Source organism: Spiroplasma sp. DGKH1 (assembly GCF_040940205.1).
Lineage (GTDB): Bacteria > Bacillota_I > Bacilli_A > Mycoplasmatales > Mycoplasmataceae > Spiroplasma.
On record NZ_JASTWG010000002.1, the window covers coordinates 200,397 to 225,753 of the forward strand.

Annotated in this window: 16 protein-coding genes and 1 other annotated feature; of the genes, 15 read left to right on the forward strand and 1 reads right to left on the reverse strand. The window is 29.8% G+C overall.

Annotated features, from left to right (window positions below):
* The first annotated feature begins 59 nt into the window (after positions 1-59).
* The 15 genes from QPK10_RS02470 to QPK10_RS02540 all read left to right on the forward strand — a co-directional run bounded on the left by QPK10_RS02470 (position 60) and on the right by QPK10_RS02540 (position 24,567).
* Positions 60-1,178 (forward strand): DUF2130 domain-containing protein, encoded by a 1,119-nt coding sequence (locus tag QPK10_RS02470; RefSeq protein WP_368486454.1) that lies wholly within the window; start codon positions 60-62, stop codon positions 1,176-1,178.
* A gap of 22 nt (positions 1,179-1,200) precedes the next feature.
* Positions 1,201-3,858 (forward strand): cation-translocating P-type ATPase, encoded by a 2,658-nt coding sequence (locus tag QPK10_RS02475; RefSeq protein ID WP_368486455.1) that lies wholly within the window; start codon positions 1,201-1,203, stop codon positions 3,856-3,858.
* A gap of 163 nt (positions 3,859-4,021) precedes the next feature.
* Positions 4,022-4,888, forward strand: coding sequence for a MurR/RpiR family transcriptional regulator (locus QPK10_RS02480; protein WP_368486456.1), 867 nt, complete (start codon positions 4,022-4,024; stop codon positions 4,886-4,888).
* A gap of 188 nt (positions 4,889-5,076) precedes the next feature.
* Positions 5,077-5,400, forward strand: a complete 324-nt coding sequence (locus tag QPK10_RS02485; protein ID WP_368486457.1) for a hypothetical protein — start codon at positions 5,077-5,079, stop codon at positions 5,398-5,400.
* Between the two features lie 62 nt (positions 5,401-5,462).
* Positions 5,463-7,388 (forward strand): PTS transporter subunit EIIC, encoded by a 1,926-nt coding sequence (locus QPK10_RS02490; RefSeq protein WP_368486458.1) that lies wholly within the window; start codon positions 5,463-5,465, stop codon positions 7,386-7,388.
* Between the two features lie 104 nt (positions 7,389-7,492).
* Positions 7,493-7,873, forward strand: a complete 381-nt coding sequence (locus tag QPK10_RS02495) for a winged helix-turn-helix transcriptional regulator (protein ID WP_368486459.1) — start codon at positions 7,493-7,495, stop codon at positions 7,871-7,873.
* 131 nt (positions 7,874-8,004) lie between these two features.
* Positions 8,005-11,505: an FtsX-like permease family protein gene (locus tag QPK10_RS02500; protein ID WP_368486460.1), complete on the forward strand. Its 3,501-nt coding sequence runs from the start codon at positions 8,005-8,007 to the stop codon at positions 11,503-11,505.
* A gap of 185 nt (positions 11,506-11,690) precedes the next feature.
* Positions 11,691-12,242, forward strand: a complete 552-nt coding sequence (locus QPK10_RS02505; protein ID WP_368486461.1) for a hypothetical protein — start codon at positions 11,691-11,693, stop codon at positions 12,240-12,242.
* Between the two features lie 121 nt (positions 12,243-12,363).
* Entirely contained in the window at positions 12,364-16,629 is a 4,266-nt protein-coding gene (locus QPK10_RS02510) for an ABC transporter permease (RefSeq protein WP_368486462.1), read from the forward strand.
* A 145-nt stretch (positions 16,630-16,774) separates the two neighbouring features.
* A complete protein-coding gene (locus QPK10_RS02515) occupies positions 16,775-17,617 on the forward strand; it encodes a hypothetical protein (RefSeq protein ID WP_368486463.1) in 843 nt (280 codons plus the stop codon).
* Positions 17,618-17,707: 90 nt separating this feature from the next.
* Complete coding sequence (locus QPK10_RS02520; RefSeq protein ID WP_368486464.1) at positions 17,708-20,017, forward strand: hypothetical protein; 2,310 nt, start codon at positions 17,708-17,710, stop codon at positions 20,015-20,017.
* A gap of 720 nt (positions 20,018-20,737) precedes the next feature.
* On the forward strand, positions 20,738-21,733 hold the full coding sequence (locus tag QPK10_RS02525) for a hypothetical protein (RefSeq protein ID WP_368486465.1): 996 nt from the start codon (positions 20,738-20,740) through the stop codon (positions 21,731-21,733).
* Between the two features lie 104 nt (positions 21,734-21,837).
* Positions 21,838-21,939 (forward strand) — a sequence feature (ribosomal protein L10 leader region).
* A 76-nt stretch (positions 21,940-22,015) separates the two neighbouring features.
* On the forward strand, positions 22,016-22,507 hold the full coding sequence (gene rplJ / locus QPK10_RS02530) for a 50S ribosomal protein L10 (protein WP_025317883.1): 492 nt from the start codon (positions 22,016-22,018) through the stop codon (positions 22,505-22,507).
* Between the two features lie 51 nt (positions 22,508-22,558).
* Positions 22,559-22,927 (forward strand): 50S ribosomal protein L7/L12, encoded by a 369-nt coding sequence (gene rplL / locus QPK10_RS02535; RefSeq protein WP_368486466.1) that lies wholly within the window; start codon positions 22,559-22,561, stop codon positions 22,925-22,927.
* A gap of 215 nt (positions 22,928-23,142) precedes the next feature.
* Positions 23,143-24,567, forward strand: coding sequence for an MATE family efflux transporter (locus QPK10_RS02540; RefSeq protein ID WP_368486467.1), 1,425 nt, complete (start codon positions 23,143-23,145; stop codon positions 24,565-24,567).
* A 6-nt stretch (positions 24,568-24,573) separates the two neighbouring features.
* Here QPK10_RS02540 and QPK10_RS02545 read toward each other — a convergent pair whose 3' ends face one another.
* A complete protein-coding gene (locus QPK10_RS02545) occupies positions 24,574-25,221 on the reverse strand; it encodes an MBL fold metallo-hydrolase (RefSeq protein WP_368486468.1) in 648 nt (215 codons plus the stop codon).
* Between the last annotated feature and the right edge of the window lie 136 nt (positions 25,222-25,357).

Here is a 25,357-nt window from a genome sequence, read left to right on the forward strand (position 1 = left end):
TTAAGATATAATTTATATAATAAATGTGCTGTGGGAGTTAGCAAAGGAGAATTAAAATTGTGGATTATAAAATAACTTGTCCTCATTGTGGAAAAACAATTGATTTACAAAAATTAGATTTAGCTAAAGATGAACATATTAAAGCTTTTATTAATCAAGAAGTAAAAGAAAAGTTAGAAGCTAGCCAATTAAAATTAAAAGCTGAATATAATGATTTATTAATTATTAAAGCTAGCGAACAAGAGGAAAATTTACGCTTAAAAATCACAAATGAATTTAATGAAAAAGAAAAAGAATTACAAAAACAGTTAAGTGCTTTAAGTGAACTTAATATTCATTTTCAAGAAACCCAAAAAACTCACCAGGCAGATTTAGCAAATGAGCGAAAGAATTATACGGAATTAGTCCAAACATTTAATAACTTGAAAGATGCTTTGACAGATTCCATTCAAAAAAATTTTGATTACCGTTATGAACAGGCTACCAAAGAATATCACGAGAAAATTGATCAGTTGAATGAACAGATCCGGATTTTAACAAATGTTAAAAATAAAGGAAACCAATCAGAAAAAGACTTTGCAGATTTTTTAACTAATCAATTTGAACAATATGGTGATGTTATTGAACGGGTTAATCCGGGTAAAAACGGGGCGGATATTATTCACCAAGTAAAAATTAGTAATCATAAATTTGAAGAAATTTATTATGAAATTAAAGATGTTGACACTTTCCAAACCAATTACATTACCAAGTTTATTCAGGATATCAATAATCGAAATTTACAGTTTGGTGCTATTATTGCTCGTAATATTCCGGCGGAATGAAGAAACAATGGTGAATATATCAAAGAAATTGATAATAATCCCGGATTATTTGTCTGTACTTTCGAAGCAGCACGGGTATTATTTATTCTCTTACGAAAGCTAGTTTTAGAAACTGAAAAAATAAAAATTACCAATCAACAGGAATATGATTTAAAAACTGAAATTTATCAAAAAATTAATTCTCCTGAATTTCGTGCACTTTTTAAAAAGATTAATGAATTACTAACGGATGCTAATAAAAAATTAACAGCTTTAAATAATACTTTTATTAAAACTTATGGTGAATTGTTAAGTATCAATAGTGATATTGAAAGTAATATTTTAAACTTAATTGCTAGTTTAAAATTAAATTAAAAGGAGAGGGACGATATAAAAAATGTGATTTAATAAAACAGAAGAAGAATTAGAACAAGAGTTAGAAACAAATATTGAACAAGGGCTCACAACTGAACAAGCCCAAGCAAAATTAAAGAAAAATGGTAAAAATGAATTAGTAAAGACTAAAAATCGCCATTGAAGTTTAATTTTTTTACTAGCATTAATTGAACCATTATCATTAATCCTAATTGTTGCGGGAGTAATCTCAATTGTGGTGGAACGAATTATTAATCAGCACATTGATTTTATTGATTTTATTGTAATTATGACAATTGTTATTATTAATGCTTTAATTCAAACAATTCAGCAAATGAAGGCACGCAAATCGTTAGAAGCACTTCAGCAATTAACGATTCCGATGGCGGTTGTGAAACGGGATGGGGAAATTGTTGAAATTCCCGCTGTTGAATTAGTTGTTGGCGATGTTGTTATTTTAGAAGCGGGGAAATACATCCCAGCAGATATTCGCCTTGTTGAAGCAAGTAATTTACAAATTGATGAATCAGCTTTAACCGGAGAGTCAGTTCCCGTTGAAAAAAATAGTAAAATTATTAATAAAGATAAATTAGTATTAGCTGAGCAACATAACATTGCTTTTATGTCAACTTTTATTACTAATGGACGCGCAATTGGGGTTGTGGTCGCTAATGCGGTAGATAGTGAAATTGGGAAGATTGCGAAAAGCGTTTCGGAAACAAAACAAAATAAAACGCCCCTACAACTACGGTTAGCAAAACTAACCAAATGAGTTTCAGCGTTTGCGGTTATTTTAGCAATTGCGGTCTTCGTTTTCTTCTATTTCATGGATGAAAATGATTGACCAGTTAATATGATGACCTCAGTTACAATCGCGATTGCAGTTATTCCTGAGTCATTGATGGTGATTGTTTCTGTTATCTTATCATTATCAACAAAAAGAATGTCCAATGTTAATGTTATTGTTAAAAAACTTGATGCAGTCGAAACCTTGGGATCTGTTAATATTATTTGTTCGGATAAAACCGGAACACTAACCCAAAATAAGATGACAGTAAAAGAAGTTATCTTTGATAACAATATCTTAAAAACAACCGCTTATAAGTATCATAAAGATAGTCCACACCACCAACATTTTATTAATTGTTTAACATTATGTAACGATGCTATTAATGAGAAAAAAGAAAAAATTGGTGATCCAACTGAAATTGCCTTAGTTGATTTTACAAGAGCAATTACTATTCGTGAAACTGAATGAAGAAAAAAATATAAACGAGTGGATGAAATTCCCTTTGATTCTGATCGTAAATTAATGACTACTGTTAACAAGGTTAATAGTAAAAAAATTGTTTATACCAAAGGAGCAATTGATCAGTTATTAGAACATTGTACGAAAATATATTTGGATGAAAAAATCATTCCGTTAACAGCAGAACTGAAGAAAATCGTCCATGCGGAAGCAATGAAATTATCCCATGAAGCGTTACGGGTATTAGCATTTGCATTTAAAGAACAAGATGACTCGCCACTAGAAAGTGATTTAATTTTCTTAGGGGCGGTTGGAATGATTGACCCACCTCGTCCCGAAGCAATTGTCGCAATTGAAAAAGCCCACCATGCTGGGATTAGAGTCGTAATGATTACTGGTGATCATAAAGTTACAGCCTTTGCGATTGCACAACAATTAAAAATTGTTGATTCGGAAGAAAATGTAATGAGTGGTCATCAAATCGATAGTATTGATAATGATCAGTTAAAAGAAAAATTAAAAACTATGAACGTATTTGCCCGGGTTAACCCTGAACACAAAACCCGTATTGTTGAGTGTTTACAAGAACTAAATTATGTAGTTTCAATGACTGGTGATGGTGTGAATGATGCCCCAAGTTTAAGTAAAGCTGATATTGGAGTTGCGATGGGAATTACTGGGACTGATGTTTCAAAAGAAGCAGCTAATATTATTTTACAAGATGATAACTTTTCAACTATTATTAAAGGGGTTGAGGAAGGCCGCAATGTTTATCAAAAAATTAAACGAGCTATCATTTTTGTTATTTCTGCTAATATTGCCCAAGTGCTAGCATTCTTATTGATTTCTATTATCACAACTATTAAACCTTTTGAATCAGTAAATATTCTATGATTTAACTTAATTATTGAAACTTTATTAGCAATTCCTATTGGCCTTGACCATAATGATGGTAGTTTAATGCTTGATAAGCCGCGAAATAAAAAAGAATCATTCTTCTCCCATGAGTTGTTAACATTATTCTTTATTAGTTTCATTACAGCAGCTAGTGTTATTGCAGCCTTCTTTATTGGACGGGAAGTGTTTGATAGTAATGCCGATGCTAAAATTGCCGCGGTATTAGTAATGACTTGTGCTCCTGCAATTTATGTGTATGCAATTCGCTTACCAAATTATAAAATAAAATATCATCAAAAACATAAATTAAATTATTACTTACTAGGTTCAATCTTGTTAACATTAGTTTTAAACTTTATGATTGTTTACATTCCTGGTTTAAACCAAATTTTCTTAAATGATCCAACGGGGATGATTTATTCTACCCCACCAATCTTGTCGTGACAAATGAGTTTAGTTTCCTTAGCAATGATGTGTGTACCGTTAGTAGGAATTATCTTATATGGTCAAATTCGTCATTTAATTAAAAGATAACTAATAATTAATCAAGTTTCCATTATTGGGAACTTGATTTTTAATTTGTTTTTAAGTTTATTAGGCTTAATAGCAGGCGCGCAGATTGCTTTTTTTTTTTTTTTAATTACAATAAAATAAGTAGTTAACCCGTAACCAAAGCTAGTAAAAAGGAAGAATCAAGATGGTAAACAATAACAATAAGATGAAGCAATTCAATATTTTAGAATTTGATCGAGCTAAATTAACAAATGTTGAAATCGCAATTTTTAATTTTATTAATGAAAATCCTAATTACTTTACAACACATACAATTAATGAAATTGCTATCAAAGCAAATGTCTCTGTATCGGGGATTACTCGTTTTGTTAAAAAAGTTGGTTATCATTCTTTAAAACTATTACAACAATATATTTATGAGCGTAATAATTTTATTAAATATAATTATTCTTTATCCTTAAATAATGAACTAGCTGGTGATATTAATAATAATCGGATTTATTATATTTATGCCATTAACCAAACAGTTGATTCCCTGGACCATGAACGAATTAATAGAGTTGTGGATGATATTATTAAAAGTCGAAAAGTTTTATTATTTGGGGTTGGTTCTTCTTGAATTCCTTGTTTTGAATTAGCTTCCAACTTAAATAAAATTGGGATTCCAGCAATTTTAAGTCAGGATATTCATGTTCATATTGCCAATATGTCAGCTTTAACCAGAGAAGATCTTATTATTTTAATTTCAACATCCGGGACAACTAATGAAATTCGCGAAATTATTCGGGTAAGTTTAGCTAATCATTTACGAGTTATTTTAATCACTGCCAATGAACATAGTGAATTTAAAAATATGATTGATAACATTATTCAATTTAAAACTTATGATGGTGATTATAAATTTAATACAATGTCCGCCAAAGTTTCCGAACTATTAATTGTTGATATTATTTATTCACAATTATTAAAAAAATATCCTGGTGCCGAACGGGCAGTCGCCAAAGCTGGGGAGATGGTGAAACCTTGGCGGAAACTAGATAAGAAGTCTTAAAAATAATTTTTTAAAATTTTAATAATTTACCAAATTTTTGAAATTCATTTTCAAAGAGACCTAAAAAAATATGGAATTATTTTCTATATGGGATTATTTTGAAATTTAATTTTACCGAAGTAGTTGTACCATATAGGTAGATTTCTTTAATGAAATATATTTTTTACAGTGAGGGGTAAGTAACAAAAGTGCAACGGTTTATCAATATTTTGTTTTTGTTAGCTGAAAATAACAGTAGTAACGACGCTGCCAATAATGTTGATCATCACACGCAAATGGTAATTTGGGGATGAGTTATTGGGGTGTCTTTTGTCATTGCTGTTATTTTGATATTGCTGCACTTTTTTTGGTGAAAAAATCGTATCCGCTTTCAACGTGATCAAACCATGAAAATAGCAAGAGAGCGAGGAATCCTTGCTGAAATTAAGGGTAATATTTTTTTAATCTTAGCATCGTTATTTGCCATTGCCTTTGTTGTAGGAATAGTTACTATTATTAAGCTAGCCACTTAATTTAGTCTTTTTTTTGATTAAAGAAATTATTTGTTAAAAGTTATGAAAGGAGAAAAGTAAAAATGCAATATTTGCAAAAATTAGGAAAAGCCTTGCAATTCCCAATTGTTGTATTGCCGATTGCTGCTTTAATGTTGCGGATTGGTGGAATTATGACTGACTCAAGTATTAATACCGCCTTGACCCAAAATGGTAACCTTTCAGGGTTATGATACATTGGATCAATTTTATCCGCCATTGGGAATGCCGCGGTTGGTAATTTAGCACCCTTATTCGCTGTTGGGTTAGGATTTGGGATGTCAAAAGACTTCCGGGGTGAAGCAGCCTTAGTTGCTTTATTTGGTTGATTTGCGTTAACTGGCTTAATGGGTGTTATTCCTCAATGATACTATAACAATGTATTATTAGGAAATGCTCCAATTGGAAACTTTGGAAATGGTGAACAATGAGCAGTACAACACTCACGAATTTTATATGTCTTCGACTTTAGTCAAAAACTACCTGGTGGTTATGGAGCTAAATATAACATTGACATGGGAGTCTTTGGTGGTATTTTATCAGGTTGTTGTGTAGCGTTAATTTACAACCGTTACCAAGATGTTAAATTACCAGCTGCGTTAGGGTTCTTTTCAGGAAGAAGATTTGTACCAATGGTAACAGCGTTATTCTTCTTAGGAGGATCATTTGTGGTTGCTGCAATTTGACCATGATTCCAATTAGTTCTTCAATATTTAGGATACGGTTTAGGAGCGATTCCACCACTGGGAGCGTTCTTCTATGGAATTTTTAACCGGTTATTAATTCCATTTGGATTACACCAAGTTTTAAATACATACTTATGGTTCCAACAACCAATTTCAGGGCACTTAATGAGTTTAGATGGGGTTGCCCTATGAAGAATTGTGGATGGAACATTGCAATGGGCACAATATACCTTAACACCTGATGGTCACTTAGCAGCAATTACTGGCTGAAATGATACAGGTATTACAACAACTATTAATGGAGATATTAATGCCTTTTTAGGAAAAATGTATGCTAATTCGGAATTTGGATTAGCAGGGGGAAGTGGTATCTTCCAAGCGGGATTCTTCCCAATGATGATGTTTGGTTTACCAGCAGCTTGTGCGGCAATGATTTTATCAGTTGAAAATAAAACTAAACGTGCCGAAATTGCCGGAATTTTAGGTTCAGCGGCCGGAGTTTCATTCTTAACTGGGGTTACTGAACCAATTGAATTCTCATTTATTTTCTTAGCACCATTATTATTAGGAATTCACGCCTTCTTAACGGGAGCATTTGCAGCGTTAACAGTTGGAATGGGAATTCGTTCTGGATTTGGATTTAGTGCTGGATTTGTTGACTGAGCGATCTCAATTAAAACATCATGAGATATGTCAACAATTTCAGGAGCACTTCAAAACAGTGCTTATAAAGTAATTGGTAACCCATTAATGATTTTACCAATTGGAATTATCCAAGGAGCCGCTTACTTCTTTAGTTTCAAATACTTAATTAAAAAATTAAACTTAGTTACTCCTGGACGTGAAGAAGAAGCAGCTGAAAATGCTAAAAAATTAGGTAAAGTTGTGCAAACACATGCTGAAAAAAAATTAGCAAAACAAGAAGCTAAAATGGCAACTGCGACAGTTGGTAGCAGCACTGCTTCAGTATCAGCTGGAACTGCCCCAGTTAATACTAGCGGAGGAATTACTCGTATTGACTTAGCAAAAGATCCACAAGGGGCTACAAAAATGGCCCAAATCATCTATGATGCAATTGGGCATGATAATTTAGTTAAAGTGGATAACTGTATGACAAGATTACGTTTAACAGTTGAAGATAATACGAAAGTTGATGTTGATACAATTAAAAAAACTGGAGTTCCCGGAGTTGTTTTAACTGCTAAAAATAAAGGTCTGCATATTATTGTAGGGGTTTATGTTGAATCAGTTTCAAAAGAACTATCAAGAATTTCAGGTAAATAACACAAAGTTATAATTAGGAATTACCATGAGTAATTCCTTTTTATTTTGAAAACTTTTATGTTATAGTTAAGGTGTAAACAATCTAGTAAAGTGGGGATGATAAAATGTTAGAACGATGCGAAATTAACACAAAAACTTGTTGTGCACTAGTTTGTAATTGTGATTTTAATTGTTGTGATGAAGATATTACAACCATTAATAATTTTATCAACATCATTAAACAAAAATGAGCCATTAAAATTATTAATGTTTTAAATAAGCAACAAACCGGTTTTAATGAATTACATAATATTTTAAAAGATTGTACAAAAAAAGTTCTGACTGAATCTTTAAATAATTTAATTGCTCAGAATGTTGTTGAAAAACGGATGGTTGTTAAAAATAATGTCCATTATTCTGAGTATAATCTTACCCAAGTGGGATCAGAATTAGTTAATTTATTATTTGATATTAAAAAATTTAGTTGTGCTTATTTAAACGAATAATAGTTGTGGGGAAAATCTAGCAACTATTTTTGATTTTTGCGAAAAATTTATTATTTTGTTAAGATAAATGAGTATAATATATTTATAAAGATTAGGGAAAACAAAGGATAATTTAGAAAGATAGTTACCAAATGAAGAATTTATTTCGTGAAGCAACTCGGGGGTTTCTTAAAAAAATAACCCAGTTTATTGGTTTAATATTTTTTGTTATTGCAGCAATGTTAACCTTTACTGCATTATTTTCTTCTGTCTTTCAAGTTAAAAATGGGGTAAAAGATCTTGCTCGTTATAGTGGTACATACCAGTATGAAGTGAAGGCCGATGGCTTATTTATTGATAATAATATTTTTTCTTCGAGGGAATATAATAAACTTAACCGAAAATTTTTAAGTGAGTTTTATGATGAAAGCAAAATTGATGCTAATAAATTAACATTTAATACAATTAAATCTGATTTAAGTAATTTGCAATGTGCAAATGATGATCAATTATGTACTTGAACAACACCTCCACCATATTTAAACCCAACCACCGGAACAGCTTCTTTTACAAGTTTACATAAAAACTATAATGAAAACTTGCAAGCGGCCTTTCTGAACTATATTATTTTGCATCCCCATGACAGTGGGTTAGATAAAATTATTAATAATCCTAATATTCAATTAGATATTAGTTATTCTTTAAATTATTTATTTACTTTTAAAAGTTTAATTAATAGTGAAGTTCAATATTATAATATTTCAGCGGTCTATAAAAATCCCGACCAGTTATTTTATGATGGGGATAGTTGGCGTAGTGATAATGTTTTTCGTGCACCCTTTAATACTGTTTATGATGCTGACAAAAATAAATTAATTCAAACAATTGACCAGGGTTCAATTTATATTTCCCGTCAATATGGGGATTATAATGGGATTCCAATTGGGGGTAATCTAAACTTATCGTCTCAAAATGCGGGTAGTGAAAATATGATTTACAAAGTCAACGGATGGGCAACTAAGTATAGTGATATTTATCCGGTTTTAGCCAATATGGCCACCCTTGTTCAAAGTGATACGACAATTGATTTTAAAAATGGTGCATTATTATATGGAAATGCCAATGATTTTAAAAATATTGAAGCAGTATTTCCTAACGGTTCGGAAACTTTAACGGCTTATATTAATATTAGTGGGGGGTTAACCGGAGCAAGTCGGATTAAACTCTTGAGTGATGCTTTAAATAATTATTTTGTCTCTGCTGATGATACCATCACTAGTTTTTCTAATTCATTTCCTGGCCAAGTGGTAATGCTAACAGATGCTAGTTTCATTATTGATGGTTCAATTGCAATTGCTTGTTCAATTATTATTGCAATTATTATTGGTTTCTTTATCAAAAAAGATATTGAGAACCAAAAACGTCAAATCGGGGTTTTAAAAGCATTAGGATATCAGAAATATAAGCTAGCTTTTATCTTTACTTGCAACATTGTTTTTACCATGATAATTGGTTGTGTATTGGGATGAGCATTAAGTATTCCAATGCAAATGTACTTTACTAGTTCAAATATTTATTCAATTGGGTTACCATTAACAATGTTTTATTTTAACCCCTTAATTTTTACCAGCGCAATTATTTTTGTCCCGGTTGCTTTTATTATTTTAGCTTTTGCAATTGCCTTTATTTTATTGAACCGCAGTGCCCTTGATTTAATTTATGATTTAAAAAGTAATAACTTGAGTTTTAAAACCCGAAAAGTTAAAAAACAACATAAAAAAATTTGACATTTAGGATTATCTTTTAACATTCACTTATCCTTTACCTTTGCGCTAAAATCATTAGGAAAATGAATAATGGTAATGGTTGTGTTAACTTTCGCATCATTTTTATTAATGTTCCAACTTGATGCGGGAGTAATGGCAAAGAATGTTGTTAAAAATTCTTTCCGCTATTTTAAAGATGATGTTAAATCATATTTAATAACAAGTTATGACCAAGAAGATGTTACGACTGAAACAAAAGGGGGAACAACTTATCAGTGGTTATCCACCCAAGATGAAGCAGCAAAATTTCATCCGGCAAAAATTTTAAATAATGGAACAACTTTTAATTTTCCAAATCCCTTGCTATGTTTTCCAGCCTTAGCTACGCCGGCTACTTATCCAATTGCTCCTTCAGTATGTGGGGATTTCTTGAATATTATTGGTAATCCAAATGACCCCACTCCCAAAAGTAAAATTAGTATTGAAAATGGGAAGTATCCCTTATTAGATTCTAAAACTTTGCAAGCAATTGTTAATTACAAAGTGATTGCCAATGGAACTGAGGTTAATGGGTGAGATTATTTACTAAATTTATTATCAAGTCCATGAATCCAAGCAATTTTAGAACAACAAGGAGTAACTCCTGACCAAATTAAAGAAATTAGTCAAATTTTAATTACAATTCGAAACCTAAGTAGTTTAACTGGGGGATTATACCCAAAAGTATATTTTGGTCCTTATATGGTTTATAATCCCCAGTTTGATATGCCTTACACGTCAAAACCAGCCCGCTGAGGTCCTTATGATGATAAGAATGCCGATAACCCGGTTAGTGATTTGTTTGCCGTAGGATTACCTGCCCAACAAGAATTCCGTGATAGTTATTTCAATTTTGAATCTCAGCATTTAAGTTTACAAGATGTGCAGAATAAGGTTTTTGGTTATACAATTTCTGCAACCCCGATTGGGAATGATCCCCACAAAGCAATTAATGAACCAATTCCGACTGTTCTTGCTAAACGGGTTTATGAATCCTCGCATGTAAACCCTGGGGATGTCATTACTGTTAATGTTCGGGTAACTAATATGATTGGTTATGTGCCAGTTAATTTTAAAGTAATTGGTAGTGATGATGCTGATATTAGTTCTGGTAATTTATATACCAATGAGAATTCTTTACAAATTGTAATGAACCAGTGAATAAATTTAGTGGGGAAAGGGGTGCCATTTCCCACAATGCCTTATCATAATTCAATTGCCACAAAAATTGATAATAATGGTGGAACATTACAACCATATCGAATTTTATCAGCCTTTTCGCTAAAAGATGATTATGATTTTACGCTATGAGATACTAGTGGGGGAACTCCTAAAATTGATATCGGAAAGGCTGCGGCTTTAAGAGCAAATACCAAATTAATTAATGGGTTCAATAAAATTTGACCTTTTGATACCTTACGGGAAATTTTTGGCAAGGGAATGGAAACAGTTAATGATGTCTTAACAGTTCTAGAGAGTTTAACAGTTATTATTGTTGCCTTGATTCTGGCGGTGCTAATTAGTATGGTGTTAGATGAAAATAAACGAATTATTCTAACTTTAAAAGTTTTAGGATATAAGGTTCGGGAAATTGTTTTTATGGTCTTAGGATTTTATTTATTAGCAGTTATAATTGGATATTTATTAAGTTATGTTGTTTCCGAACTAGCATGGGAAATTATTATTAACGTCTTATTCCAAAAAAGTGGAATGCTCTTGGGACTACCATTTGATTTATCCGTAGTTGGAATTACGATTGCCGTTATCTTAATTATTTTAGGGGTCGCAATTAGTTTAGGTTTATGAAGAATTAAAAATAACCGGTTAACAAATATTACCATTGCCTAGTTAAAAAATTATTTGTTTCATACTAAAATTTTGTTTGAAATACAAATAATTTTTTTATTTTTTTAGGTATTATCTATTGTTAATAAAATTAGATTTCGTTATTATATTGGTAAGAAAAACTATCAAAGAACTAGCAATTATAATGAGTTAAGATTACTTAACGAAAATTACAAAGGAGACCTTAAATGAATAAGTTTAAAATTTCTGTTTTTTCTTTTATGATTATTTTTGTGTTTGTAACATTAATTTTTAGCATTATTACTTTTGCAACAACAAATAATGCAATTTTAAAGGATACTTCCTGAAATAATTCGCAGTGAATTAAAAACTATTTTGATGATAATCATCATATTAACTGGTCACATCCCGAACCGTTATTTTTATTATTAACATTTTTATTTGGACTCTTAACTGTGCTTAGTTATCTTACTTATGGAATTGTTAGTTACTTTAATAATGATTCATTAATAGAATATTTACCAATCGCCATTGGGGGAACAGTTTTAATGGCAATTGTATTTAGTTTAATTACAGTCAATTTTGCTGGTCTTTTTGAATACAGTTCTTATTTAAAAGGAGCATCATTAGGAGATCATAATCCTTGAAAATTTAACTATACCTTATCATCTTTTGTTGGAATTAAAGCCGGAATTAACGAAGCAATTGCGATTACTTTTAGTGGGCTGAGCTTTACAGGGACAGTGGGGTATGCAATTTTTAGTTATTTTTATTTTTAAATTATCAAGAAATAGCATATAATTAATTAGTATAATGTTTAAACAAAGCCAGAATGTTTAAGTTCGCACCCAATAGAAATTATTTTCCTAATAACTATTGGTAAACAAAAGGAGAAAATGTATGTTATTGTTTTGACAAACATTTAAGAATATGTTGAAGGAAAAAACTCAAATTTTAATATTTGTAATTTTAGTTATTCTTTCAACATTGTTATTATCTGTTTCTTGAATTGTCAATGAACGGTTAACAGATGCTTATCGTTTTATGGGGCAAGGAACTTTTAATTATGACTATCTTTTAAATTATAATAGTAAGAAAAAAAATACTCATAATGTTGAAACAATTACTCCTTGGTTTGCTTTTGATAATGAGTACCATATGATTACGGATAAGGCGGGAGAAACAAAAACCTTGCCATTTTTAGGTTTAGGTGATAATCATGCTTTAAAAAAAATTAATCCTGATAATATTAAAATTATGATTAGTGGGGGGCAAGTTAGTAGTATTGAAATTAATGATCCCACTAACCCTTTAAAATTTGTTAATAACGGGTTGTATAATTTTAATGTTGATAATGATAATTTTCGTAAATCATTAATTGGTAGTTTTTATAATCCCAATACCAAACAATTTTCTAAGAGTGATGTTATTACTTATTTTATGGAAAATTTTGTGAAGAGTGATATCTCAAAAAACACGATTAATTTATTAGTAGCCTATGCTAACCATGCGGGGATTACTAGTGATGATAGTGCCAATCGTCAAAAAATTGCTGATTTTATTAATCCAACAACCGGAAATGTTTGATTAAAAGATATTGATTATAGTAAAGGAACTCCTCCCCAAGACCTTCCTAACCAAGCTGATATTTTAAATGAAATCTATGCTAAAGGTTTAGATGGTAATTTTAGTATGTTATATAAAACTGATAATTCGCAATTATTAAATTCAGTTAAAATGTATTATTCACCGACAATTACTAATAATTTAGAACCAGGGTTTAATTACAATATTAATAATGCTACTTTTACGGTTAATGATTTTTATAATTCAAAAAATACCAATGCTGATTTTAAAAATAATCTCCGTAATGGGAAGGAATATGGGCCTTATGCTTTTACAAGTAGTTATTATCAACTAGTTGGGGATGCGACAAATTTTGCCATTCAAATGCGTGAACAATATGAATATTGGGATTTAGCTTCAAATGTTAAATTTAAAGTTATTAATTGACAACAATTATTAGATTATGATCAGTTAAAAATTATTAGTAAGTATAGTAAATTTGATATTAATGACCCCACTAATTCAGTGTATGTTATTATTACTCCTCAATATGCTAAAAATCACAATTTAAGTTTAGGAGATCAATTAACAATTGGTCAAAATACTGGTTTTTTTGTGGGTGCCATTGGGGGTGATGTCGCCAATATTTATCCAACAATTTATAACACTGATGTTTTCCCTGATTCAGAAACAGATTCTGTGGTATATGTTTCACCGCAAGTTTTTCGTTTGCAAAATAATATTGCTCCCGATTTAGATATTGAAGAAGATAGTACCGCATTTTTAGCTTACCAAGGTCCCAATCAAAAATTAGCTGATTTAGAACGTTTTAAAACATATTTGGCAAGTGACTATTTATCATTAAATACCCCAACTAATAAAAATGCCCCTATTTTGAACCGTGATGATACAAAATTAATTTATGTTCGTTACTCATTATTAGGAACTTCAATTAAGATTTATCGTGCAGTAAGTATTACTTTAGTTGTTATTTTCTTGTTGATTTTAATTTTTACGCTAGTTATTTTAATTAAAAAAATTATTAACCAGGAAAAAGTTGAAAATGGAATTTTAAAAGCCAATGGTTATAGCGGAATACATATTGCGGGGTCTTACTTAGTATATTCAATTTTTGTTACGCTGGTTGGCGTACCATTGGGTTGATTAATTGGAGTTGTGTTACAGTATCCAATCATGGTGGTCTTTAATAAATATTTTGTTATTCCAAGTGTGTTCTCTTTTAATCCGATTCCATTAGCAATTTGTTTTGGTTTAATTTTAATTGTAACTGTTAGTGCTATTTTCTTTACTGCTGCTCGGCAATTATCAATTAGTCCGTTAGACTTATTAAATCCGAATAAGAATATTCATCCTAATAAATGAATTGAAAAAATTACTAGTCATGTTCATTTTAAACATTTTAATAATAAATTCCGTTTTATTATTATGGCAATATCTTTAAAAAAAATTGGGTGGTTCTTTTTAACCTTCTTTGTTGCTAGTTTATCCTTAACTTTTGCAATTTTAATTCCAACTTCAATTAATAAGGTAAGTGATGATTACTATCGAAATTTAGCTTATGAAAATGAGTATGGTTATAATAATGTGGTTGGAAATATTCCGTTTTCTCGTTACCAGTTATATGATTGGAATGGACCTCAAGCTTCACAAGAACCGATCTATCCGTTAGAAAATAATTCATTAATTACTAAATACTTTTATAAAAGTGGTAATTGGTTAACAACCAATGATGTGTTAGCTACTAATCCGGGAAAATATGCAATTGATATTAATAATATGATAGTATTTAACTTTATGGCGGGGAAAGGAGCAAGTTTATCAATTGGAGCCTTTTATGATTTATACCAACGTTCAGGACAAAACCGGGATATTGAAAATCAAATTAATACATTAGTATGTACAACCTTACCATTGGCTTTTGGGAAGCAACCAATTACGCCAACGGATCCCAATGTTATTGACCGTTGAACTTATTGTGTGCAGCATGCTACTGATGGAATGCTCCCCGGAAAAATTAAAAATATGTGACTAAAAAATGAATTAGCAAAGGAACAATTTAACTTTACTTTTGGTACTTCAACTTATAATCGTCGTGATGAAGATTTATATACTGGTTTCAATTCCCAAATTAAAAATAATATTGATTTATTCACTTATGGAATTAATGCGAATAATAAAACTATTGTGTTTCCGAACCAAAGTCTAAAACGCCAACTTGCCGAAAGTGCTAAGTTAGATATTAATAAAAATAAGAATGCTCTAATTCCAATGGTGATTAACGAAGTTGTCCAAAAAAAATATGGCATTAAACCAGGCGACATTTTCCCTGCTAATGTCGAAAGTAATACACTGCAATTTTGTTATACTCCTAATACGTGTGTACCAGTTGATCAATTAGCTTGGGGTTATGAACCTCCGAGTGGTTTTAATAATAATCAAACTGATCCTTTTAAAATGGATTTAACAAAATTAACTGTTGGTTCTAGTTCAATTAACCGTTTTGGTTTTAGTGATCAGTCAGGAACGCCACAAGATTACTATAATTTAGCTAATTTTACTTTAAGATTACCGAAACCACCAGCTGGTGCTTTTATGATGCCAAGTGTTAGTGAAACAACGGGGAAAAAATTGCCAGGTTTATTAGATACTAACCCGGACCCTACAATTTATCCGGACCAAAAAGTTGTTGAAGATGATGGTGCATATATTAAAATTCATCCGTTTGCCTCTCGTTTTGACCGCGAAATTAATGGGCTTGGTGATTTAACAACCGGTTTCCCAACAAATTGATATCGTGAAGCATTTAAACAGGGATTATTTAAAATTGGAGTTACTAAAAAACAAGTATTTTATAATGTTATTGGTTTACAAGAATCATATGATATTCCCCGAGCATATATTAATCAACAAGTGGCAAACCAAATTCTTGGTTACCGAACAACAAATGCTAATTTGTATCCCCAAGATCAAAAAAATAATCCGTTATCATGATTTAATGGAAAATTTAGTAAATATCCCGATCAAGTTGACCAAACTGGACGATATAATTTATCATCCTCAAATAGCGCCTATTCAATGATTGATTTTATGAATGGATCAATGGGAGCAGCAATTGGGAAAACAGATTATTTAATTATTAAAAACCAAGTTATAGAAAAGTTAGCTGTTATTTCAACAATTCTTTCAGCCTTGTTTGTGGTAATTACCATTATGGCAGCTATTATTATTATTTATATTATGACTGAGTCATTTGTTAATAGTTTCTTGAAATTTATTGCAGTAATGAAGTCGTTAGGATACTCCAACTGGGAAGTTAATAGTTTAACATTAGGAATTTTCACGCCATTTGTGGCCATTGCTTGAGGAGTTGGGGTTGGAATTATGTGGTTAATTGTTAAGTTGGGAATGTATGGTTTCTCAATGACAAGTTCAGTTATTATTCCGTTAGGATTCCCATGGTTAATTATTCCAATTACCTTCTTCTTTATAGTTGCTATTTATGCAGTGACGTATTGAATTTCAACTTATAAAATTAAACATATGAGTATTCAAGAACAAATTAATGCTAATGAAATATAAATCTAAATAAATCTTATTTAGATTTTTTTTAAACTAATTTCCTTTGGTAAAAAAGATTTTCAGGTTTAAATTTTTAATTTTAATTTAATTGCAAGTATTTTTGAAAAGTATATAATTAGATTACGAAGAAAAAATAGGTGATTCAATGAATTTCTTTAATGAAAAAACTGTCTTTATTAATGAAGTGATAAATGCAATTTTTAAATCATCATTTTTTTGATTGCTTTTTATTTTTATTTTAGTGATGCATTCTTATACAATTTTTTATAATATTCGTTATAGTTTTAAAAAAACCAAAAAAAATAATTTAATGCAGTTTTTCTTATCCCTAGCCTTAGGGAGTATCATTATTTATTCTTTTAATTTATTATTAATTTATATATTAGTAATTTACCATCCTCGTCTAATGTTTTGGGTTAACCTGATTTTAGGTTTGATTTTTTTAACCACTGCGATTATTGCTTATAAATATCATAATATCGGAGCGGAATTTTATAAATTATTTAGTATTATTTTTATGTTTATTTTAAGTGTGATCTTATTTAAACTTTTTATTTACTTTACAAAAACAACAATGACTTTAAAAATAATTATCGTAACTTTTGGAATTTTATTTGGAACAGGATTAATTTATTTATTAATGCTGCGTGTTAATAATAATGCAATGCTAGCCTTAGTAAAAAAATTTATGGGGTGGTTTTTTGTTATTCGTTTTTTAGCCTTATGTAATATTTATATTACAACTAGTGAACAAAATTTACAATTTAAAGATTTCCTGCAAGATTTCTTTTTAGAAAGTATTATTGAGTTATTTGCAATTTTAACTTTGTTTATTTACCATAAAAAACAAGAAACCAAAGAAAGCGAAGAAGTTTTAGACCAAGAATCATTGTTATTTAAAATTAAGCATAATAATTTAAAATATAATACTTGATTAAAAAATACTGATACGTGTATTAATGGTTATCGCCAGGTGCTAATTAACTAGATAATCTTATTTTCATTGATTTAATTTATCAAACTTTATTTAAATAATTAATAACAAATATTAGTTTACATATGATAGGAGATGAAAATAATGAAAAAATTAATTTCAATTTTAGGAGTATCAACTTTAGTAATGTCATCTACATTAGCATTAACCGCATGCCGCGGTAAAAATGGTGGGGGAGTTGACAATAGTTATTTTGACAGTGAACTAGACAAAGTTGATCCCACAATTCGTAACCAAGTTAAATACACAAGTAGCATTGCAAAAATTTTAATTGCTGCTCGCCATGAAAATATGAATACTTATGCGTTCCCGGCATTACAATATTTTTTAAATAATGTGGGAACAAATTTGGCGGGAACCTTTAAAACTAAATCAGGACAAGAAGTTAAAATTAAAGATTATATTGATGGATACAAAAAATTAAATAACATGACATGAAATACCCGATCAGCTGGTGATAGTAGTTATAATGGTGAAGTTAATAAATGGGACATTATGAATACAATGGTTGAAATGAATAATTTCAACAAGTGAAATGTTGAAAGTGGTCGTCCCACTGATAATGACTTTGAAGTTAATCCCAATACTGCGTGAGCATTTTATGACACTGGAGCAATGGTTAATAGCATTTCGCAAAAAGCTGATTCAGTGTTAGATTATGTTAATAAAACTTCAGGTTGATGACCATACTACCAAAGCCAATCTGGACAACCAGGGGCTTCTAATATTATTTATAATAATTTTATTGGAACTTCACCAACAACTTCTCAGTTAGGTTACACAACTAATAGTGGTAAACAAACCATCAACTATGGGAGCAAAATTGCTAACCAAGCTTCTAATTTATTTAACCTATACGGAACTAAATATTTTAACTTAGCAATTAGTTCGTTGGCTAATTTTGGTCCTGGAATGGAAATGCCAACAATTCAAGCATTAACAAAAATTTTTCCCGTTGCCGCCACTGATGAAGCGGGAGAAACAACCATGGGAGTTTTATTAGCAGCACCGATGGCAATTATGGCAGTTCAAGCATATTCAGATTGATTTAAAAGTGATAATACAATCAAAGATGAAAGTCCGTTATTGAAAATATTTAGTGAAGATACTTTAAATAATTTAAAAGTAAAATTTAAGGATGATAAAGGTACTGCTCAAGATTTAAATCTTGGCGGAATTCTTCAAAAAATTAATCCTGAAATTATGCCATATTTTATTGGTGGAGCAAATGAAAAACAATATTTAGATTTAACAAATCCTGATCATAAAAATCGCTTCTTAAAATGATATGCAATTTTAAGTGACTGATTTAAAAAAGCAATCGCCAAAGAAGAAGCAGCATCGGGTAAAAAATTTGATACTGCTAAGTTTAACCAAGTACTACCCACCGCAATTTATGAAGAAATAAAAAAATTACAAGATGGGCTTTTAAAATATGTTACGATGGCAACTGATGCTGCGGTATTACTTCGAACAGTTACAGAGATGTTTTCTCAACCTGGTTTTGATTTATTTAATTTGTTACAAGGAATCGGGGGATTGGCTAGTTGGTTCTACAAATGAGATTCAACCCAAGAGGACTTTGTTGTTAATACTACGAATGTAGAACATATTACAAAGGTATATAATGATGGACCAAAAGCCAACGGTTATAATGCAAATCTAACTAATGTTGATCCAAAAAGTGATTATGGACAAATGCTATTAAGTGAATTTGGTTTAGATAGTAGTACTAACACTTATACTAAAGGTTCATTATTTGACATGATTAATACTTGAGCCCATGGTAGTGATGGTTCAAACCCTAATAATGAAGCAATGCACCAATTTATTCTTAATGCCTTAGATTCAAAAAATGGTTATTTAGGAAAATTATTGAATAATGTTGATCAAGCAATGGCTAATGATTGATTTGATAATATTTTCTTAAATCGTAAATGATACATTAGTGCTGATGGGACTGGGGTTGATGGCAGCAAATTAGGAAAAGTAGTAAAAGATGGACAAATTGTGGGAGTCCGTTACCAATTAGACTATTATGGACCAAAAGATGCGTCAACTAAATTAGAATATCATACTTCTCCATTAGGATATACTGATCCAACCACTGGAAAAGTTCCATCTTGAGCACCCGATCCAAACCCCAAACCTAGTGATAAGCATAATATTGCTCCTCAAGACGGGGGAACTTGAGATGACAACGATTGAAAGGGATATGATGGAGATGGTAATGCTTATTTAGCAAATAGTGAACATGTCAAATATAGTTATGTTGTTGAATTTGATGATGAAGCTCGCTTAATTAATGCCTTCACTGGAAAAGGTGATTTAAATCAACAATCATATAAATTATCAGATTTTGCTTGATATTATAATGGTAAACGTTACTATTAAAATTTAAAGTTAAAAAAACACATTTATTAAATGTGTTTTTTATTTTAATAATTTTAATTGAACTAGGATTTTTAAAAATAAACTAAGTTTTCTATTTATTAGTTATGTTACAATATTGGTGAGAGTAAAACCACTTCCATACCTTCGAAAAGAAATGGGGGTGGTTACCGTGAGGAAACTTTTAGTTTTTCTCCAGGTAATAACCACCACATTGCAGTTCATAATTTTAGTTTTAAGCCTAATTAATTAGGCATTAAAAAAGTCCTACTAACCTCAGAAATTTGTAGGACTAAATAAAACTACAATGGGAGTGGTTAACTCTCATTTTTTTATAACCATTTTTATCTTAGCATAAAAACCATTATTTGTAAATGCTTTCTTTTTTCTAAGAATTAGATAGTATGATTTACAATTTAGTTATTGTTTTTTTAAAAAAATTATTTATAATAATTATATGTAAATTGAGTACTAAAAGTACCTAAAAAATAATTTTTAGGTACTTTTTTATTTTTTAAGTATTCTTTTACATGAATTTAATGGTTTGTTTTTTTGAAATTAATTTAATTTTCATTAAAATCCCAATATTAATTTAAAAAATTAATATGAATTTAAAAAGAAAAAATAATTTGACATAACGTTTGAACATAAACTTTTATTTAAAAATTGTGAACGCTATTTGGACAAATATATTTTTAATTTTTAAAGGAAGGATTTGATTGAATGTTTAATTGATGAAAAAAAAGAACGGAAGTAGAAATTACTAAGCAAAAACGGAGATTAAAATTTTATAAGAAAAGAAGTTATTTTCGATGATTCTTTTGTTTTTTATTTAATATAACTTTTAAAAAATATGAACAAGAATTTGAAAATGAAGAGCAACAATTAGCCCAAGCAAGTGCAAATGCGGCAAATCCACAACCAGAAAATGCTAATGAAGAACCACTTAGTTTTGAACAGCAACAGCAACAAACAAGAGTAAAAATTGAAGAAGTAAAAGAACTTATGGCGGAAGCTAAAAATTTAATGCGGGAGTATAACCAAAAATTTCCCCAGGTAATTGCTCTAAAATTATTAATGCAAAATTTTATTAATTTAAGTAATCACCCTCATTTATTGGATAAAGAGAGTGAACATAAAAACCATAAGAAAGAAAAATATGAAGAAATTTTTCAATGAAAACAAGAAACTCTGGCATATTTTAAAGAAATTGAAAAAAACTTAGATAATATCTCAAGAAAAGATATTAACCCGATATTTTTAGAATCAATTGCAAAAGTTAATAAATTTTATGATCTCTTTTTAAAAAAGGTAGAGTATAAAGTTACAAAAATCTCAGGATCATTGGGCAAAAAATTAATGAGAGTTTCAGATCCCGATTATTATAATAAATTATTAGCCCAATTAAAAGAATTGCAAGCTCTTAATGCTAGTGAAATTCTTGGCATAATTGATGATAGTTCATATGATCACTTAGCAGTAAATTTAAATTTAACAGCAATTAGAAAATCAGATCCAATTGGTAGGTTACGAGAAATAGTTAATCACTCGTTATCTTCATCGCAGCATGATCCCAAACCTAACGCTAGTTCATCAAAAATAGGAACACTAGCAAAAGCTGAATCATTAGTTAAGAAAAAGTTAAAAAATTTAGAAAAAGCAAAAGAAAATAAGAAAAGACAAAGGTCAACAAAATCAAATCAAATAACAAGAGATTAAAATCCCATTGTATTGCATAATTTTGCAATACAATTTTATTTAAATAGTTAAAAACTCATTGACATGATGTCTTAAATATAATAATATATATTTTGGTATTGTACCAATAGTCATCTAAAATACCATAGACAGCAACGGATTATTTATAATCTTAATAATGTTGCCGAGGCATTATGACATGTAATTAAATATTTATTTATGTGTTTATTTTTATAATGTTTCTGGCAATTAATAGTTATTATTAATTGCTTTTATTTTATTAATAGTTATAGGAGGCAAAGAATGAAGCCAGCATTACAAAAGAAAACAGCTGTTGTTAAAGAAATTGTTGATAATTTAAAAACTGCTAATTCAGCAGTTATTGTTGAATATCAAAAATTAACAGTGGCAGAGTTTACAGAATTAAGAAGAACATTAACTGAAAAAAGTGTTAGTATTAAAGTTTATAAAAATAATTTAGTAAGCTTGGCGGCTAAAGAAGCAGGATTTGGCGAATTGGATCAATTCTTAACAGGTCCTAATGCATTTGCTTTTGGTACAGGTGAAGAGATGGCAGCAGCAAAAACTTTAGCAAAATTTGCAAAAAAACACCCGGCATTAAAATTAAAAGCGGGAATTTATGAAGGTAAAGTGTTGGATACTAAAGCAATTACTGAAATTGCATTACTACCAACCAAAGATGAATTACTTTCAATGTTTGCATCAAGTTTATTATACCCATTACGAATGTTTGCAATTGCAGTTAAGGAAATTGCAAAAACTCGTAGTGAATAATTTAATTATTTAAAATTAAAAAATATCAAATTAACAGGAGGATTAGAAATTATGGCAATGTCAAAAGACGATATTATTAAAGCGCTAGAAGATATGAAACTAGCTGAATTAAATGAATTAGTAAAAGCAATCGAAGATCACTTTGGAGTAGTAGCAGCGGCAGCTATTGCAGCCCCTGCTGCTGATGGTGGAGCAGCAACCGGAGCTCCAACTGAAGTTGATGTTGTGTTAACTGATGCTGGACAAAGTAAAGTTGCAGTTATTAAATTAGTTGGACAACTAACAGGAAAAGGATTAATGGATGCTAAAGCAGTTGTTGAAAAATTACCAGCTGTTATTAAAGCAAAAGTTAAACCTGAAGAAGGAGAAGAAATTAAAGGTCAATTAGTTGCTGCTGGAGCAACAGTTGAGTTAAAATAATTTAATTATTACTCGTAACAACAGCAATGGTACGCACCATTGCTTTTTATTTACTGAATAAATTTCAAACTAAGAAAAGCCAAATTTTTATGATAATATTAAGATACTAATAAAGTAATTTATTTTAGAAATGATTGTGATATTTTAATCTAGGAACTCAATGTGTATTAAAATATTTTTTTATATGGAATAAAGAATAAAGAAGGGGTGACAAAATGCAAGACCAAAAAACAACGGAATCAATTTGAGTTTTTTATCGAAATGCGTGATTATTTATGATTCCAATTTGTGTTCAAGCATTAGTTGAAACATTATTAGGACTAATGAATAATTTTATTGTCGGTCAATTTGGTGATACTGATACCGTCGCGGGGGTTGCTTCTTCTAGTAATATTTATGATTTAGTATGGTATATCTTTTTTGCCATTATTGCTGCTGGTAATATTTTTACTGCCCAATATTTAGGTAGCAAAGATGACCATAAGGTTCAAGAGACAACAAATATTAAATTATTTTATACTTTAATTTTTTCGGTATTGTTTATTATTATTTTAGAATTATTTAGTAAACAAATTTTAGGACTAATTTTAGGAACAACTGATCAGCATCATCAAAAGGCAAGTGAAATTGGTACCCGTTATAGTCAGTTAACTGCTTGAAATTATCCCTTGTTAGGATTTGCCTATGTAATGTCGTTAACAATGAATACTTGTGGTAATGTGAAAGTCCCATTTTTTACTGCCTTATCTTCGTTATGTTTAAATACTTTTTTGGTGTGTATATTATCATTACCATATCACAATTCACCTAACCTGGGAATTGTCGGAATGGCGATTAGTTTAATTGTTGCTAGAACAGTTGAATGTTTAATTTTTTTAGGGTATTTAATTATTAAAAAACCAATTTATCGACCAAATTTAAATATTTTTAAAATTAGTGGTGATATGCATAAGAAATATATTAAAGCATTTTTACCATTATGAATTAGTAACATGCTATTTGGTGCTTCAATCGTGGTGCAAACTTCGTTATATTCTTATTATGGTGATACCAGTGTAGTAGCCGCTGCTCAAATTACTGGTAGTGCCATTGCAATTTTTTATTCAACCTTCCGGGGTTATAATGCCTTAGTTAGTTTATATGTTGGAAAAAATCTGGGGGCTGGCGAATTAGATTTAGCCAAAGAAAATGCTACGAAAATTTTAAAATTAAGTTTTATTAACTCGCTAATTATTTCGTTAATTATTGTAAGTTGTGCCTTTTGAGTACCTAAAACATTATTTCCTAATTTAACTGCTGAAGCATTATACTTAACAACTTGGTTTATGGCCTTTAGTGCTTTCACATATTTCTGTATTAATATGCTCCAGCCATTATTTAACTTTTTGTATTCCGGGGGTTATACCTTAATTGTTAGTGTCTTTGACTTATTTTTAATTTGGATTGTTGATATTTTTGTAACCTTTGCCTTATTACGATGAGCTCATATTGATATCAAATGAATCATGATGATTTCTTGTCTAAGTAAAATTATTGATTTTATTACTTCTTATCTTTTATATAAAATTGTGCCTTGAAATAAAAAAATTGTTGGAGAATCACACGAACAACATGGTGAGATTATTACCCAACAACCTTAGTATAATTTATTTAACTTGTAGAAACTTATTTAACTCATCATTATTTTTAATTGCTTCTTTTAACAAAAATCTTTCATGGTGGCCAGGATAAACCACCAGTTCATCATCTAGCATCATAATTTGGATTAATGAATTTTTAAAATATTCAATATCACAATATGGAATATCATGAAAACCAATTTTGTCTTTAAAAATAGTATCGCCAATAAAAATTGCCTGTAATTCTTTAATTAAGATATATTGGCTGCCTGGGGTATGCCCCGGAATATGTTTTAACTGAATTTCATAGCCAATTTCACAAATATTTTTTGAACCCTGAAGGGGGATTAAATTATTAATTGGTTCAGTAACAGTAAAATTAATTTGACGGTATTTTGATAAATTGTGCTCTGTTGAAGTTAAGGAAATTTTATCCCATTCATTAATATAAACCTTAACATTTGGAAATTTTGCTAACAAAGTATTTAAACCAATTAAATGATCCCAGTGGCCATGGGTAATAATTAGGGCATGCAAGTTAAGATTATTATCCAAAAGATATTGAATTGCTTCTTCAACACTAGTAGAGGCATCAATCATAATCGCATTGTTATTGTTAGAAACTACATAAGTGTTTTGGTTATTTAAGTTTTTGTCAGTAAATTGTTTTATCATTAGTTTTTCTCCTTTTCTTAATAATTAATATATCACTTTTAAGTAAAATAATTATTAAAAATATTAGAAAACTAAGAATAAATTAAAACTTATGATTTAAACAAATTAAATGTTTAAAATAATTGCTTGCTTTTCG